15 protein-coding genes and 2 tRNA genes are annotated in these 17015 nt (G+C 45.7%); 10 read left to right on the top strand and 7 right to left on the bottom strand.

What is annotated here, in order from left to right; genetic code table 11:
* Positions 1–48: 48 nt before the first annotated feature.
* The 3 genes from VIM88_RS08550 (at position 49) to VIM88_RS08540 (ending at position 3110) form a co-directional block, all read left to right on the top strand.
* Positions 49–1578, top strand: a complete 1530-nt coding sequence (locus VIM88_RS08550; RefSeq protein WP_331862475.1) for a hypothetical protein — start codon at positions 49–51, stop codon at positions 1576–1578.
* Between the two features lie 36 nt (positions 1579–1614).
* A complete protein-coding gene (locus VIM88_RS08545; RefSeq protein ID WP_331862474.1) occupies positions 1615–2301 on the top strand; it encodes a response regulator transcription factor in 687 nt (228 codons plus the stop codon).
* Between the two features lie 122 nt (positions 2302–2423).
* Positions 2424–3110: a response regulator transcription factor gene (locus VIM88_RS08540; protein ID WP_331862473.1), complete on the top strand. Its 687-nt coding sequence runs from the start codon at positions 2424–2426 to the stop codon at positions 3108–3110.
* Here the strand turns inward: VIM88_RS08540 and VIM88_RS08535 are convergent.
* Entirely contained in the window at positions 3104–3490 is a 387-nt protein-coding gene (locus VIM88_RS08535) for a phosphate-starvation-inducible PsiE family protein (RefSeq protein WP_331862472.1), read from the bottom strand. The two genes, VIM88_RS08540 and VIM88_RS08535, sit on opposite strands and share 7 nt — an antisense overlap.
* Before the next feature lie 349 nt (positions 3491–3839).
* Between VIM88_RS08535 and VIM88_RS08530 the strand changes: the two genes are divergently transcribed.
* From VIM88_RS08530 to VIM88_RS08520, 3 genes are all read left to right on the top strand, one after another.
* Entirely contained in the window at positions 3840–5561 is a 1722-nt protein-coding gene (locus VIM88_RS08530; RefSeq protein WP_331862471.1) for a lysophospholipid acyltransferase family protein, read from the top strand.
* A gap of 146 nt (positions 5562–5707) precedes the next feature.
* Entirely contained in the window at positions 5708–7495 is a 1788-nt protein-coding gene (recQ, locus tag VIM88_RS08525) for a DNA helicase RecQ (protein WP_331862470.1), read from the top strand.
* Positions 7492–8061: a ribonuclease HII gene (locus VIM88_RS08520; protein ID WP_331862469.1), complete on the top strand. Its 570-nt coding sequence runs from the start codon at positions 7492–7494 to the stop codon at positions 8059–8061. The genes recQ and VIM88_RS08520 overlap by 4 nt, the downstream gene beginning before the upstream one ends.
* Here VIM88_RS08520 and VIM88_RS08515 read toward each other — a convergent pair.
* From VIM88_RS08515 to VIM88_RS08495, 5 genes are read right to left on the bottom strand one after another with little or no spacing between them, the layout of a single operon-like run.
* Entirely contained in the window at positions 8051–9409 is a 1359-nt protein-coding gene (locus VIM88_RS08515; RefSeq protein ID WP_331862468.1) for a hypothetical protein, read from the bottom strand. The genes VIM88_RS08520 and VIM88_RS08515 overlap by 11 nt on opposite strands.
* 2 nt (positions 9410–9411) lie before the next feature.
* Positions 9412–10488, bottom strand: coding sequence for a chorismate synthase (gene aroC, locus VIM88_RS08510; protein WP_331862467.1), 1077 nt, complete (start codon positions 10486–10488; stop codon positions 9412–9414).
* Entirely contained in the window at positions 10485–11156 is a 672-nt protein-coding gene (gene rnc, locus VIM88_RS08505; protein WP_331862466.1) for a ribonuclease III, read from the bottom strand. Before rnc ends, aroC begins: the two co-directional genes overlap by 4 nt.
* A gap of 10 nt (positions 11157–11166) precedes the next feature.
* On the bottom strand, positions 11167–11610 hold the full coding sequence (rnhA, locus tag VIM88_RS08500; RefSeq protein ID WP_331862465.1) for a ribonuclease HI: 444 nt from the start codon (positions 11608–11610) through the stop codon (positions 11167–11169).
* Positions 11570–12613: a tetratricopeptide repeat protein gene (locus VIM88_RS08495; protein WP_331862464.1), complete on the bottom strand. Its 1044-nt coding sequence runs from the start codon at positions 12611–12613 to the stop codon at positions 11570–11572. The genes rnhA and VIM88_RS08495 overlap by 41 nt, the downstream gene beginning before the upstream one ends.
* A 65-nt stretch (positions 12614–12678) precedes the next feature.
* Between VIM88_RS08495 and dnaG the strand changes: the two genes are divergently transcribed.
* The 4 genes from dnaG (at position 12679) to VIM88_RS08475 (ending at position 16757) form a co-directional block, all read left to right on the top strand.
* Positions 12679–14337 (top strand): DNA primase, encoded by a 1659-nt coding sequence (gene dnaG, locus VIM88_RS08490; protein ID WP_331862463.1) that lies wholly within the window; start codon positions 12679–12681, stop codon positions 14335–14337.
* A gap of 18 nt (positions 14338–14355) precedes the next feature.
* A complete protein-coding gene (locus VIM88_RS08485) occupies positions 14356–14637 on the top strand; it encodes a peptidylprolyl isomerase (RefSeq protein ID WP_331862462.1) in 282 nt (93 codons plus the stop codon).
* A gap of 63 nt (positions 14638–14700) precedes the next feature.
* Positions 14701–14776 (top strand) — tRNA-Ala (locus VIM88_RS08480).
* Between the two features lie 106 nt (positions 14777–14882).
* Entirely contained in the window at positions 14883–16757 is a 1875-nt protein-coding gene (locus VIM88_RS08475) for a putative bifunctional diguanylate cyclase/phosphodiesterase (protein WP_331862461.1), read from the top strand.
* A gap of 113 nt (positions 16758–16870) precedes the next feature.
* On the opposite strand, the gene VIM88_RS08470 is transcribed toward VIM88_RS08475, so the two are convergent.
* Positions 16871–16945: transfer RNA gene (locus tag VIM88_RS08470), tRNA-Glu, on the bottom strand.
* Positions 16946–17015: the final 70 nt, after the last annotated feature.

Genomic DNA, 17015 nt, shown 5'->3' with positions numbered 1-17015 from the left:
CTTTTCACAAGAACGGCGCTGCAGAGCACCCGTATAGTTGATGGTATTATGGGTTCGAACAATGCGCATTTGATAAAATATTATCTTGACTGGGAAGAAAGAGAGCTTAGTGCTGATCAGATCAATGCAGAGATAAATTATGAACTTTTCAACAAAAAGTCTGCGTTTGAATTTGGTGCAGAACGTGCTACTGCAAGGCTTTATCAGCCAAATAACTTCTATTATGCCTATGAAGAGCTGGATGGAGTAACATTTTTAGATCCATTTAGTGCCAACAGTATCGGGACAAGACTGGAATCAGAGGATGAACTTTATGCAGCCTATGCGAAAAACAAATTCTATACCAATATCTTTAGCGATGAAGACCATATAGATGTGGGTCTTAACATTAGCACGAAAGACAGAGTTTCCAGGCAAAATAAATTTTACTTGCGTCCGTATAAGGAAAATATAGCAGATACCACGGAAATAACAGGCGACATAGAATCGATATATTATGAATATGTTCGTAACGACATCCCTTACAATGAGATGCCTTACCGTGTTTCTCCCCTATTTACTGCAGCTGATTATTTTGATGCGACCGTAGATACAGCAGAATATTATGTCAACCTTTTCATAAAACCGTACGATAGTCTTGAAATTTTTGCTGGTGCCAGGTATGTAGATTTTACGCAAACGATCTACCAATACAAAGAAGATCGAGAAAACCCGGATATGTCCTTAAGGAATTTAATTCAAAAGGTTCCAGAGTCACTTGTTGTAAATGATCTCTATCCTAGTATTACGGTTAAATATAAATATGATAAGAACAATCATGTGGATTTGGCACTTTCAAAAACATATATCACGCCGGATCTTAGAGAGTTTACAGACGGGATATATGTTCACCCTTATGAGGTAGCTACCGTCATGGGTAATCCAGATCTTACAAATACAGAGATCTATAACTTTGATCTGAAATACAGCCATTACATTTCTGACACAGAGAATATCAAAGCAGGGGTTTTTGCCAAATATCTAGATAAACCGATTGAAGATGTGCAGCTGCCTAGTTCTTCTTTGCCTATCTACTCATTTGTCAATTCTGATTCAGCTATTTTGTATGGTATTGAGATAGACGGGCGTAAAAATCTCGATTTTCTTCATAACAAGTTGGCCGATTTTTACCTCTCTGGAAACTTTACTTATACAGAGTCAGAGGTAACACTCCAAGACGAACAGGTTGGTGTGCTCAGCAGTGATAGTAGACAACTTCAGGGGCTTTCGCCTACTATTGTCAATCTTACCTTTGGTTATGAGGTAAGTGACAGAATTGTGAACCTTTCATATAATATGATGGGTGAACGCATCAAAAAAGTGGGGGTGATAGATGGTGAATATATCTATCCGGACACTTATGAGGTGCCTCCGCACTTACTTGACCTGGTATGGATAGAAAAAATGGGTGATTATTCATTTAAATTCAAAGCAGGTAACCTTCTGGATGACAAAATTATTTGGAAGCAGGGAGACATGATAACGAAAGAATTTCAAACAGGTACGACTTTTGACTTCTCTGCCTCTTACCAGTTCTAATGAATGAAGAGCGATCTAGATAAAAAAGGCTTTGCAGTGGATAGCAGTATTGACCCAATCGCAACCATTCTGATTATTGAAGACAATGAAGATCTATTGGAGCTGGAAAAATTTTATCTGATGAAAGAGGGATATAGGGTTATCGGGCTGACTTCCATAAAGGACGCTGAAGCTATGCTGGAAGAGGGCGTTGATCTCTTGCTTGTGGATCGTACGCTTCCCCAGATCGAGGGGAGTGAATTTATCAGCTATCTTCGCCATAAAGGGATGACAACCCCTGTGATGTTCGTCTCCGCAAAGGCTACAGATGAGGAGATAGAAGAGGGGTTTCTGTTTGGGGGAGATGACTATTTGCGCAAACCTTTTAATATGAAAGAGTTGCTCTATCGTGTCAAAGCGATACTCAGACGCACATATTCCATGGAACAGGAGAGGCTTGAAGCCAGAGATATTGTCTTGGACCTTAACACTCGAATGACCTATATTGACAACAATGAGGTAGAACTGACAAAGTTGGAATTTGAACTCCTCAGTCTATTTATAAAAAATAAAAACAGAGTGCTTAAAAGAGAATATCTGCTCCAAAATATTTGGAATGATAGTGAGACTACTCAAAAACGTACAGTCAATGTTACCATCAATCGACTAAAGAAAAAAATCGACCCCCGTGAGGATAAAGAGTATATCGTTCCTGTTCGCGGTATAGGATATAAATTTCAATAGCTTCGGCATTTTCCTCAGGTTCCAGGAGACCATGAATCATCTAAAGATATTTATAAAATAAGAGATCGGATCGTTTGAGAAAAAGCAGGATATAAATTTCAAGTGTATGTTATAATTCATACATGCAAAATGAAAATATAGAAATAGTTGTCATCGAAGATGAAGAAGATATCTTAGAACTCGTAGAGTATCATCTAGGCAAAGAAGGATACAGTGTTACCGGGTTTCTCTCTACAGAAAATGTAGAACGGTTTTTAGATGAGGAAAACCCTTCTCTTATTATCACTGACCGTAATCTTCCAGGAATGGAAGGCTGTAAATTTATTACTCATTTGCGTGAATCAGGGTATGATATCCCTGTGATCTTTCTCACGGCTAAAGACAAAGATTCTGACCTTGAAGAAGGCTTTGCCGCAGGGGGAGATGACTACATTTATAAACCTTTTTCTCCAAGAGAATTGATACTCAGGGTCAATGCCCTGCTTAAACGTTCAGGTATTCTACAGACACAGGAACGTATCAAGTATAAGCATCTCAGTATGGATCTTGTGAAGAAAGTACTTACTGTCGATGGAGAGACTGTCACGCTTACCAACCTTGAGTTTAAGCTACTGTACACTTTTATGAAACATATCGATCAGGCACTGACAAGGGATTTTCTCCGTGATGAGGTATGGGGCGCAGATGGATCAGAAGTGAATGACAATGCGGTCAATGTCGCTATTAATCGACTTAAAAACAAAATAGACCCAAACAATGAACAGAATTATTTTCATCCTGTATGGGGTGTAGGATATAATTTTCATTGATTATGATAGGAGCCTTTTGCCATTTTTGAGATGAGGCTAGGTGAAAACTTTAGCGTCATTACCCTAAAGATGAAAAAGATCAATATCACAAAAAGCAAAAAGAGGATCTCCTCGAACTCTTTTTTGGGATTGGTGACCAGGATCACGACATCCCTGATCAAAAATACGATGAATACATCGATCACATACCTAAGGCGCAGCTTTCGCTTTACCACAAAATCAGAGATCATTTTCACCACTTCTATCACAACGATAAACTCAAGCATCAGGATAATGGCTTTATGAAAGGGATAGTGTGTCACCAGGATCAGCGTAAAAATAAGCGCTGATATAAATAGTTCATAGTGTTTTGTATGCGGTGTCTTTATAAGTAAATTCATGGCGGCATAGTACAGTCAACCCGTTACAAGCTGGTAACGCAGCATGTTACTGAAATGAAACCAATTTTATATAGTCTTTCCCCGGACATCTCTTCTCAGATATACGCATGAGCGTTATCTATGTCATCCCTTCATACTTTATAAAGTTTACTCTTCCCCCACCGAAAGAACCATATGGAGATGTCCCCTGTAATCGAAATGTAATCACCTGTAATAAAATTGTAATCATCAAAATTTATAATTCGTCATCAATCAAGTGGAGACGTTGATGAAAGATGAAACGTTCATTTCTGAAAGCAGTACATCAACATTTGATCAATGAATTGAACCAAACATACAGGATCGCCTAATGCAATTAAGTGTAGAAAATTATATGACACACCACTACCCCGCCATTGACTCATTTCCCCAACTAGCAAAAAAAGTGATGTTCAGTGCGTTGAAAAGTCTTTTTCATGAAAATCAGATCAATACGTTCATGGCAGAAAATGCCCATAAAGATACGTTCTCCTATGTGGAAGCCATTGTGGATTATTTTGATATCTCTGTGGGGTTGAAGACCAATGAGTTTGCGCGTATTCCTTCGTATGGACGTTTGGTCATCATTGCCAACCATCCCCTGGGTGCATTGGATGCGATGGCACTGATACATCTGCTTAAAGATGTAAGAAAGGATATCAAGATCGTGGCAAACTCCTTCTTGTCTCAGTTTGACAACCTCAAAGACATCATCATTCCTGTTGACAATATCCATGGGAAAATGGACAGGGAGACCGTGAAAAACATCTATCAGGCGCTGGAAGAAGAACAGGCAGTCATTATCTTCCCTTCCGGTGAGGTCAGCCGAGCAAGACCCAATGGTATCAAGGATACCCCATGGAAAAGCGGATTTTTAAAGATCGCTTCGAAGATGCAGGCCCCCATACTCCCTGTCTATATCAAAGCAAAGAACTCTAAGAACTTTTATCTGCTTTCGATGATCAACCGTTCTTTGGCAACAGCGACACTTCCGCATGAGATGTTCAAAGCGAAAGGGAAGGTGATAGATTTCAAGATAGGGAAACCCATTCCTTTTGACGCCTATAACCTGCCCAACGTTTCACGCAGAGAGACGGTGAAACTTTTAAGAAAACATCTTTATAAAGTATCCAAAAACCATAAACCGATCTTTGCCACCTATAACGAGATCTCCGTGGCAGAGGGACGAAGCGAGCTTAAACGCGAACTGAAGAACGGCACACTCCTGGGGAAGACCCTGGATGGCAAAAGTATCATCCTGTATGAATCCGAAAAAGAAAACTGTGTGATCAAAGAGATAGGAAGGTTGAGAGAGATCAGTTTCCGTCATGTAGGCGAAGGAAGCGGTAAAAAACGTGATATAGACGGGTATGACTTTTATTATAAGCATCTTGTGATCTGGGACGATGAGGCGTTAGAGATCGCAGGGGCCTACCGGTTGGGGGTATGCAGCGAGATCATGGAGGACTTTGATAGAGAGGGGCTCTACACAAGCACCCTCTTTAAATATGATGAAAGGTTTGAACCCTACCTGGAAAGAGGCGTAGAGCTCGGAAGAAGTTTCGTGCAGCCGAAATACTGGAACTCCAGGGCATTAGACTATCTTTGGCAGGGTATCGGAGCCTATCTGAAGCGTCGTCCCGACATACAGTATCTTTTTGGTGCGGTGAGCCTTAGCAATACGTTCAATCAAAAGGCACAGGGGATGATGATCTATTTTTATCAAACCTATTTTGGCGCTGAGGAAAAACTGGTGGAGCATAAGACACCGTACCGAATGGTACAGTGGATCCAAAAACATTGTGAAAAAGTATTTGCCGGAGATGACTACCGGACCGATATGAGGACGCTGAAAGAGGAATTGGGGTTCATGGGGTATTCCGTGCCGACACTCTTCAAGCAGTATTCGGAGCTATGTGAAGAGGGTGGCGTACAATTCTTTGACTTTGGCTACGATAAAGATTTTAATCATTGTCTGGATGGTTTTATCGTCGCAGATCTGAAGCAGTTGAAAGAATCCAAAAGAAAACGATATTTCAGTCAAGATGCATAAGGCATTTTCTATAGTGTGACAAACCTCTCTCCAAGGGTACGCTTCCCTTGGCAACGGTACCATGTGAATCGTAACATTTTCTACAAAAACATGACAATTTGACATCTTTTCCCTCCCTTTGACCTTAGACACGCTACACTTCTGGTATGAATAAATTAGAAACCCTTGAACACTATTTCGGACACAGCGCATTCAGACCTTTGCAGGAAGAGGTGGTAGATGCTATTCTGGCGAAGCAGGATGTCTTGATGATCCTTCCTACCGGAGGGGGGAAGTCGCTCTGCTACCAGCTTCCAACACTTCTGATGGAGGGGATCACCGTGGTGGTCTCCCCTTTGCTGGCACTGATGCACGACCAGGTGGTTGCCCTCAAGGAAAACGGTATCTCCGCTGAGATGCTCTCTTCGATGCAGGATCTGGAGGAGAGTCAGAAGATAGAAGCACGTCTGAGGGCCGGGGAGATAAAACTGCTCTACGTCGCACCCGAGCGCCTTACCAATGCCTATTTTCTCAATCTGCTTCACCAACTCCCGATCAACTTTTTTGTCATCGATGAAGCGCACTGTGTGAGCGAATGGGGGCATGAGTTCAGGGAGAACTACCGGCGTCTCTCTTTGCTGAAGGAGCAGTTCGCGACCACACCCATAGCCGCGTTTACTGCCACGGCGACCCATGCGGTGGAGAGCGACATCGCCGCCAATCTTGGTCTGCAGAACCCAAAACGTGTCAGAGGGTCCCTTTTCCGTGAAAATCTGACGATCCATGCAAGACACCGCATCAAAGACGGGCGGGCGCAGCTGATGGAATTTTTGAAGCTTCACACAGATGAATCGGGCATCATCTATACACTCTCCCGTAAATCCACCGAAGCGGTAGCGCATTTCCTGCAGACCAAAGGGATCGAAGCGAAAGCCTACCATGCAGGACTCCCTACGGAAGAGAAGAACAGAACCTATGCGGACTTTGTAGCAGACAGGGTGCAGATCGTCGTAGCCACCATCGCGTTTGGCATGGGGATAGACAAGAGCAATATCCGGTTTGTCGTCCATATGACGATGCCGAAGACACTGGAGAACTATTATCAGGAGATCGGACGCGCAGGAAGGGACGGTGTTGCCTCCGAAACACTCCTGCTTTTTTCCGCACAGGACATCGTACAGCAGAAAATGTTCATCGAAGACCTGCCGGAGACGCCTTACAAACAGCACGCCTTCAACAAGCTTGACAGTATGGTGCGTTTTGCCAATTCCGAGAATTGCCGGCATCAGAGCATCGCTGCCTATTTTGATGACCGTATCGAGGGGTGCGGCACCAAGTGTGACAACTGTACGGCGCCTGAGAGCGAAAAGGTGGATATCACCACGGCATCCCGTATGCTTCTCTCCACGATCCTGCGTACGGAGCAGAACTTCGGTTTACACTATGTGATCGATATACTCAAAGGAAGCAAAGAGCAAAGGGTACTGCAGAACGGCCATGACAGGCTTTCCGTCTATGGCATAGGTCAAGAGTACAGCAAATCCCAGTGGCTGACGATCGGAGACAAACTGCTGGAACTGAATGCGGTGGAAGTCGGTGAGTTCAAGGTCTACAAACTGACCCCTTTCGGGATAGAAGTGATCAAGGGGGCACACACGATCGAACTTAAAAAAGAGAGATTGAGCGTGCAGAAGGCCGAGCCTAAAAAGAGAGCGACATATTTTGATGACTATGATGCGGAGGTCTATGATAAACTTCGTGACCTGCGTACGCAGATCGCTTCGGAAAAAGGGATCCCTCCCTATATCGTTTTTTCAGACAAGACCTTGAAGGATCTGAGCGTGAAGGTCCCTCAGGATAAAGAGGAGATGCTGCAGGTACACGGGATCGGAGAGGTGAAGTTTGAACGCTACGGCGATGCGTTTCTTGCGCTGCTCTCGGGGATAGGGGCATGAAAAAGAGACCGTTGTGCGGGATAGACGAAGCAGGGCGCGGTCCTTTGGCAGGTTCGCTGGTCATAGCAGGAGTGATATTGAAAAAGCCGGTAGAGGGGCTGATGGATTCCAAGAAGCTGACCGAGAAAAGACGTGAAGCACTCTACCCCCTGGTACTTGAAAATGCCGCGTACCACATTGTCACTTTTTCTGCCAGGGACGTGGATGAAAAAGGTATTTCCAAATGTTTACAGGAAGGTTTACAAAGTATACAGAAGCACCTTCCCGATGCGGAGTATCTTTTTGACGGGAACAGTACCTTCGGTGTTGACAACATTGCCACCATGGTCAAGGCTGACAGCAAGATAGAGGAAGTGAGTGCAGCAAGTATCCTGGCAAAAGTGACACATGACAGAGAGATGATAGAGATGGCAAGGAAATATCCCGAGTACGGTTTTGAGAAACACAAGGGGTACGGGACCAAAGCCCATATAGAGGCGCTGCTTCAATATGACCGGTGCGAGGTGCATCGTAGAACCTTCAGGGTCAAAGATCTGGATGAACCTCTACCTTGCTTTAGAACCTGACCGGTTCTCCATGGACCTTTAGGGCCTTACCATTGATCTTCATCAAACCATCTTTGATCTCTATCGTATAAATGCGTGTATCTGACACACTTTTTGGCCTGTAAGTCATGTAGAGAAGCATGGCTTCCGGATCTTTTATGATCAGCTCCAGCAGTTCTTTTGACAAAGTGAGTTCGATGTCGGCATCCATTTTCGATAGGGCTTGTGCGGGATCAATGCCAAAACGTGCGATATCCGAAGCGCTGTCTAACGCCATGTCCGCTTGAAGCGAAAACCCCTCTATCTCTTTTCCGTCAAGTACCAGTTTCTCGACAGAAAGTGTAGGGATAGCGATATGGATCGGGCCTGAAAGGATATTTCTTTCAAGTGCATCCATTACCTCTTTGTTATACGGAACCGCTTTCTGCAGTGATTCCAACGCATGCGTATCAATGTTGCTGATATGCATATCCAGAAAGAAGTTTTTCATTCCGACGTGCTCTCTTTCAAACAGGAGAGCACCGTCTTCAACTTCGACCCGGAAATTCTCTTCAGCCGATCTGTCCTTTGCGCGGGAAATGGCGAGCATAAAGAGCCCCTCTGCCTGAAATGCTGCTTCTGGTGTATCATCCATCTGTATTTTTTTGATACGGTACGTTTCCTGGTAATCATATACAGACGGCCCGGTAAGGGCATAATGGTGTTCCAGTCCATAGATGGACCGGTTTATCTCCCCTTCGATAGAGAAATGTATCGTCTGGAGTCTTTGCACCAGTTCGACGATCTGCTTCTGCTTCACAGTGCCTGAAAAGTCGAATCCCTGGAGAAGCAATGTTGCCTCTTTTTCCCCTTCCAGTGTGGCATTGATATCTTTGAGTGTTCCAGTAAAAGTACTGCCGCTGTGATCCGCCTCGACATGGACCAGGAGCGTTTTCTCTTTCAGCATCCCTTTAAACTGTGCCAGGAGCTCTTTGCCGTTTTCCTGTGCCAAAACAGCGTGGAGTGCTGCAGGTAAGGTCACAGGGTAGAGATCCAGCGCAATGGACTCTCTCAGATAGGTCAGGTCGACCGCCAGCGTCACTCCTTTGAGCTCCGCTGCCTCTTCCGCAGTGATCCGGATCCCTTTCTCTGCCAAATAGGCAGACGCTTTTGCAGGATCGTCCAGACGGATCAAGAAATGTTCTTTCTCTTTTCCTTTTTCCCTGTTTGAAAGCGTGAATCCGTTTTCCCGGACCTCTGTCAGCTGTGCGTAGAGTTTCTGTTTCAAGGTGCTGATCTTGCTGTAGTGGAGAAGCTGTGTCACCAAAATGTAGACAGCGGCAAGCGCGAGCACTCCAAAGAGACCAAAGAGGACCTTTCTTTGGTGCATAGTCAGTCTTTGTAGATCGAAGTGAGGTGGTCCATTTTTTTGCCCATGTTGAGCAGTGCCATATCTGCCAGTGTCAGTGCCATCATCGCTTCACATACGACAGCCCCTCTGATAGCGACACAGGGGTCATGCCGGCCTTTGAGGTTGCATTTGACCTCTTCGTTGTGGGTGGTGATCGTCTGTTGTTCCTGAAAAATGGAAGGCGTGGGTTTGAAGTGCGTCTTGACCACGATCGTATCGCCGTTGGAGATGCCGCCGAGCATACCTCCCGAGTGGTTCGAGGTAAATCCCTCGAGGGTAATTTCATCATTGTTCTCGCTGCCTTTGAGATGGGTGCTGGCCACACCGTCACCTATCTCGACCGCCTTGGCTGCATTGATCCCCATCATGGCTTCTGCAAGTATGGCATCGAGTTTGTAGTAGAGCGGTTCGCCAAGCCCGACAGGCACACCGGTGGCAGTGGTAAGAACCACGCCTCCGACAGAGTCATGGTTCTCTTTTGCCGCCAGAATCGCCGCTTCCTGTGCCGCTTCCTGTGCAGGGTCAAGGGCATACATCTTGGATCTCTTTGCATACTCGAAATCCTGTACACTGCCTTTGATGCCGTCCACTTCGCAGAGACCGCTCTGGATCGAGATACCCAGTTCTTTGAGCATCAGTTTGGCTATGGCACCGCCTGCCACACGTGCGGCGGTCTCTCTGGCAGAACTTCTCCCGCCCCCGCGGTAGTCTCTCAACCCGTATTTGTGGAAGTAGGTAAAGTCTGCATGCCCGGGACGGAAAAGGTCTTTGACATTCTCATAGTCTTTTGATTTTTGATTGGTATTGAAGATGATCATAGCGATCGGCGTACCTGTGCTCATCCCTTCAAAGGTGCCCGAAAGTATCTCTACCTTGTCCTCCTCTTTGCGCCCTGTCTCCAGCTTGGACTTTCCGGGCTTTCTTCTGTCCAGTTCGCTTTGAATAAAGGCTTCATCTATCACAAGCCCGGCAGGGACACCATCGAGTATGCACCCCAGTGCTTTTCCGTGAGATTCTCCGAACGTGGTGAGGGTCAGTTTTTTCCCAAAGGTATTCATGATTTCAGTTCCTTTAACGCAACGAGTGCGGCTTTCTGCTGCGCCTCTTTCTTGCTCTTGCCTTTTGCCGTAGCGATGGTCTTATTGTCCAGTACGACGGCGATCTCAAACTCTTTTTTGTGGTCCGGCCCCGAAGCATCCAGCAGTGTATAGACAGGGGTCACGCCATGGGTTGCCTGTGTGAGTTCCTGCAGGGCTGTTTTATAATCCTTGGAAAGCGAGTCAAGATCGATCTTGGGGTGACAGGCTTCGAGCAGTCTGACAGAGATCTCTTTGGCCACTTCCAAGCCTGCTTCCAGGTAGATCGCACCGATGATCGCTTCAAACGCATTCGAAAGCAGGGAAGGCTTGTTGCGTCCGTTATTGTTCTCTTCGGCCAGGGAAAGATAGATATAGGATCCCAGATCGAGTTTTTTTGCCAACAGCGTAAAGCCGACCTCGTTGACAAGCGAAGCGCGTATCTTCGAGAGGACGCCTTCGTTCGATTTTGGGAATTTTAAAAAGAGGTACTCGCCGACGATGAGGTCAAGCACGGCATCTCCCAAAAATTCAAGCCGCTCATTATTGTAAGGCTTTTTGTCACTTTTGTGTGTCAAAGCCTCAATAATCAATTGCTTGTTCTTAAATGTATAGTTCAGTTTGTTTTCAAGTTCACTGTAGTCATTCATATGTTCTCCTTTATAGGGTTGATCTTATTTTTTCTGCTTCATATTTGGCCAGTTCGTCACAGCGCTCATTTTCGGGATGCCCGTTGTGGCCTCTGACCCAGGTACCGGTCACATTATGGGGCGCAGAAACTTCAAGGTAGGCTTTCCAGAGGTCGACATTCTTTACCTTTGCAAAGTTTCTGCGCACCCATCCTTCCAGCCATTCATTGATGGCTTTGACCACATAGGAGCTGTCCGAGATGATCTCTACATCACAGGGTTCCTTGAGCAGTCTGAGCCCCTCTATGACCCCCAGAAGCTCCATCCGGTTGTTGGTGGTATGCGCATCTCCACCGGAGTACTCTTTGCGCTTCCCTTTATACTCCAGGATACCCCCGTAGCCGCCAGGACCTGGGTTTCCCAGACTGGAACCGTCAGAGTAGAGAGTAATCTGTTTTCGGGCTTGTTTTTGCAATTTTTTCCTCAACTTTAACAGAATTTATCGCCATGCAGTTCGGACAGCGTTTGAAAGAGACCGGAAAACTCTGTTTGCATTTTTGACAGAGATAAGAGAAGATCAGGTCACCCTCTTCAAAGCCATTCTGTTTCGCCGAAGCCAGTATGTCCAAACTGAAGACACCGCTTTCCGCGACAGGTTCCTGCAGATACCCTTTTGCATAATAAAGCGTTCTCAGCTGTTTATTTGATGAGATTATATCTAAATCGAGTTGTGAATTTGGTAATAGCCAGAGGATGTCAAGCAGCTCCTTGATGCGTGCAGGGTCAATGATCTCCCAGGCACTTTTGGTGTCAAGCTGCAGGAGTACGGTCACGATCTGTCTGTAGAGGCTGGGTTCTTCTTCCAGCAGCTGCCTGAACTTTGCTACCTTCTCCGGTATGGAGAGGGTCTTGTCGGCATGGAGTTCCGAAAAGTCCAGAAATTTTTCAAGCGATCGCGTTTCTTCCCCCAGCATCCTCAGAGGCTCTATCACCTCTCTGGCTTTATCGTACTGATGCATCATCTCATAGACGATCCCCAGCTCATACAGCACTTTTACGTTGCGCGGTTTCTTGCGAAGGACCTCTGTATAGATGGACATGGAACGCTCCAGGAAACCTGCATGAAGGTACGTGTTCCCCAGTCTCTCCATCAGTTCCAGCTGGCCCGAGTCGTGTGAAATGTGTTTGAGCAGGTAAAGATAGATACTGATGGACTTATGATACTCTCCGGAATTTTCAAATGCTTTGGCAAGCAGGGTCAGCGGCTTGAGCATATTGGGCTCGAAATGCATCTCTTTGATGTCAAGGGCACACTCCGAAGTATCGAACTTTTCCAGGAACTTCAGCAGGTTCCCTTCTTCTCTTTGCTGTTTGTGCAACCCCCATCCATAGGTTACGATCGCAACCATCAGGGAAATAACGATGATCAGTATGATACTGAAAAGAGGGTCATCATAGGACGGTAATATAGTTTCCAAAAAAATCCTTAAGTGCCTGGGCTGTTCATAGGCTTCAATTATATCGAATTAGATATAATTCTACTATGATAGATAATGCCTCAATAGAATCTCTAAAAAACAGTATCGATATAGTGGATGTGATCGGCAGTTTCATAGAACTGCGAAAAGCAGGGGCGAACTACAAGGCGAACTGTCCTTTTCATGGAGAGAAGACCCCTTCCTTTGTTGTCAGCCCGAGCAAGCAGATCTACCACTGCTTTGGCTGTGGTGTGGGAGGAGACAGCATCAAGTTCGTGATGGAACTGGAAAAGCTCTCTTATCCCGAAGCGATCGAAAAACTGGCATCCATGCATAACTTTTCACTGACCTATACGAAAGGAAGTTCGGATTACTCTGATGCCAAACGTGTTTTGGAAGCGGTAGGGCAGTGGTATGTGAAAAATCTCAACCATAACGAAACCGCTATGAAGTATCTGCTGGGAAGAGGGATCTCCCAAAACTCCATTGAAACCTTTGAGATCGGCTATGTGCCCAGCGGCCAGGAAGTGATGCAGTTCCTGCAGCGTGCATTGCTTCCTTTGCCCCAGGCGGCAGAAGCAGGGATCATCGCACCCAGCGAAAACGGCAGCGGCTATTATGCACGCCTGGTGGAGAGGATCACGTTCCCCATCTACTCGACCAGCGGGTCACTGGTCGGGTTTGGAGGAAGGACGATCACGAACCACCCGGCAAAGTACATCAACTCTCCCCAAACCAAACTGTTCAATAAATCACAGCTTCTCTACGGGTATCATTTGGCCAAAGAGAGCATTTATAAAAACAAAAAGATCATTGTCTGCGAAGGGTATCTGGATGTTGTCATGTTCCATCAGGCAGGCTTCAAAGAAGCGGTGGCAGGGATGGGAACCGCACTGACACCAGAGCATCTGCCCCTTCTGCGCAAAGGGGATCCTAAAGTGGTCCTGGCCTATGACGGGGATAAGGCAGGCGTGGCCGCGGCGCTCAAGGCGGCCCAGATGTTGTCAGTGGCAGGTTTTGACGGAGGGGTCGTACTTTTCCCTGACGGACAGGACCCTGCAGACCTTATAGCCAAAGGGGAGAGTGAGACCGTAGCCAAACTGCTTCGCAACGCCAAACCGCTGATCCCGTTCGTGCTGGAGATGATCGTTTCGATGTATAACCTGAATGACCCCAGAGCCAAAGAGGCTGCCTTTGGCGCGGTGAAACAGTATCTTGACACATTGAGCCAGATCATTAAGGATGCATATATCCCTATGGCCGCGACACTGCTGGGTATATCGCCCTCTTTGTTCGGAAAAGGGGCGAATCCGGCCAGGGCAAAAGAGAGTTTCACGCAAAAAAAAGATGATCTGGAGCAGCTGTGTATTTTAAAAACGCTCATCGAACACCCCAGTCTTGTAGATAATGTGTTGAGTGTCATGGATATCGATATGTTCGGTCCGTATGCAGGACTCTTTACAGCACTGATCAACGGAGAACATGCACATCCCGGGCTCGTCGGTCTGAGTATCGATGAGAACGTAAAGGTCATGGACGAACGGGAGCTCAACAGCGCCTTGATCAAAATACTTACGATCTATTACAGAAATAAGCTGCAGGGGATACCAAGGGATACTGCGATCCCTTCAGATAAGAAAGCATTTTTGCTTAAAAAGATAAAACTCGATATACTTCCCAGACTGAAAAAAGGCGAGTTGGTCGCCTTTGACTCACTGAAGTAATAGCATAAAGGAAATAACATGAAAACAGCCAGCGCAAGACATATACTGGTCAACGATGAAGCACTCTGCAAGGAACTGAAAGAGAAGATCAATGCAGGAGAAATGACGTTCGAACAGGCCGCAAAGGCGCATTCCACCTGCCCGTCAGGTGCAAATGGAGGGGAATTGGGAACCTTTGGGCAAGGACAGATGGTACCGGAGTTTGACCGTGTTGTTTTCAATGATGCAGTAGGTGTCGTCCACGGACCGGTGCAGACACAGTTCGGCTACCATCTGCTTGAAATAACCCAGCGTTCATAAAATAGTTGACAGATAGGTAAAATTTTATCTATCTTGTGCTAAAATCCTATTCTTCCAATCTGTGGGGCATTAGCTCAGCTGGGAGAGCGCTTCGCTGGCAGCGAAGAGGTCAGCGGTTCGAGCCCGCTATGCTCCACCACGATACAAGTTTTATCACTAGCTTCTTTATAATTTATAGTATACTTCCATGAGGCCGTGCAACGCTTCAGATGATATCAAATAATCCAGCAGGCTAAAGGAGTTTAATGCTCAGCAATATGAAGTTTTATGATTTTATGCATAAACAAATATTGGTACTCCTCGCACTTTTTGTCGGTACAGGTACTGGTTATCTCTATATCGGGTATCTCTATACCTCTCTTTTCCCTGAGCTTTTATGGTATCTGCTTTTGCTGCTGGTCTCATTTTGGGGATATAGGCTTCATAGGGTTTTTCTGGATGAGATGAGCATCGAGCAGAAAGAGCGGTGGCTTGGGCAGCTGCGGTATTTTCTCTTTATTTACTTCTCTATGTGGACGATCATGTTCGTATGGTATGTATCGCACCACGAGACGGAATTGCACTATATCGCCATAGCCACACAGTTGGGGGTAGTGGTCGTCTCCGCAACTATTCTGGCCTCACAAAAAAAACTGGTGACCCTGACCTTAACGAGCTTAATGCTGCCTTTGACCATCTATTTTCTTTCGATCGGTGAGTTCTTCAGTTATCTGCTGGCTTTTTTTACGGTTGTCCTGAGCTGGGTGCTTTTGTATGCGGCGCATAATACGTTCAGCTATCTGATCAAAAGTCAATACCAGGCCTACCATGACTACCTGACCTCGCTTTGGAACAGGCGTTATTTTATAGAACTGCTCGATAATGCCATGAAGATCCAAAAAAATGAAAAGAAGTATCTTTATCTATTGCTGATCGATCTGGACCATTTCAAGACCATCAATGACTCTCTGGGGCATGATGTGGGAGACGCTCTGCTGTGTGAAGTTTCCCGGCGTATGTTCGCTCTTTCCAGGAAACAGAAAAACAAGGTGGCGCGTCTCGGGGGAGATGAGTTTTGTGTACTCAGCAGCTTTTATGATACCAAAGAGGAGTGCTTTGCCGCGGCAAAACATTGTGCGGCCAACATACTCAGAACGATCAAGGACAGTTACAGCATAGAAGGGCATCACCTCTACATCAGTGCCAGTATCGGTGTCAGTGTTATCGGCAAACCGGACATTCAGGCCGATACGTTCATCAAAGAGGCGGATATCGCTATGTATGAGGCGAAAGCACAGGGACGGGATGGTATTATCGTTTTCAATGATGAACTTTCAAAACGCGTAGAGCGGAAACTGGAGATAGAGCGTCTATTGCATTTTTCGATCGAAAAGAACGAGATATGCCTGAACTACCAGCCTCAGGTCAACGGTGAGAATGAGATCATCGGCTGCGAAGTCCTTGTCCGCTGGCATAATGAAAAGCTCGGGCAGGTCAGTTCAGAGGAGTTCGTACCTATCGCTGAACAAACCGGCTTTATTATCGAGTTGGGCCATGACATTCTGGAAGAGTCCCTGAAAACACTGAAAGAGTGGGAAGAAAAAGGCATAAACCTCCAGCAGCTCTCCATCAATATCAGCATGAGACAACTCTTCTACAGGGATTTTGTGTCTGATGTGAAACAGCTTTGTGAGACCTACCTTACCAAGGAGCAGCGTTCAAAGATCGTATTTGAAATTACGGAAACGGTCGTAGCCGAGGATATACAGAAACTGATCACTATCATGAAGGTATTCAGAGAGTATGGTATCCGTTTCTCGATGGATGACTTCGGAACAGGCTATTCCTCTTTGAGCTATCTTCATCAGCTGCCGATAGATGAGATCAAAATTGACAAATCCTTTATCACCGAATTGAATAAACCAGAGCAGGATGATGAAAGGCGGATTGTGCAGACGATATTTAATATCGCCAAAAACCTCAGATTAAGTATTGTGGCAGAGGGTGTTGAAACGGAAGAACAGCGAAAGTTTCTAGTGGAAAACCACTGCGATATGCTGCAGGGCTACTATTTTTCCGAACCTCTTAGCGCTTCCGAGTTCGAAACATATTTTTGGGGATCACAAGGGCAAAAAGTATAGACTGCTTTGCGCAGGCAAAAGGGAAAAGTCGCGTCGGTGATCAGCATTGCCGTTATGTCGGTTTTGCGTAGTTCGGGATATATAATGAAAAGTGTGTAGTATATGATAAATAATGGTGACCCCACGGAGACTCGAACTCCGGTAACATGGATGAAAACCATGGATCCTAACCGCTAGACGATGGGGCCATCAGTAACTTGTGGATGGCATTATATAGATAGGGGGCTTAAAAATCTCTTAAGATAGTGTATAATTTAG

Source organism: Sulfurovum sp., assembly GCF_036568385.1.
Taxonomy (GTDB): Bacteria; Campylobacterota; Campylobacteria; order Campylobacterales; family Sulfurovaceae; genus Sulfurovum.
Note: the sequence above shows the minus strand (reverse complement) of the source record. Positions and strands in the feature narration are given on the sequence as shown.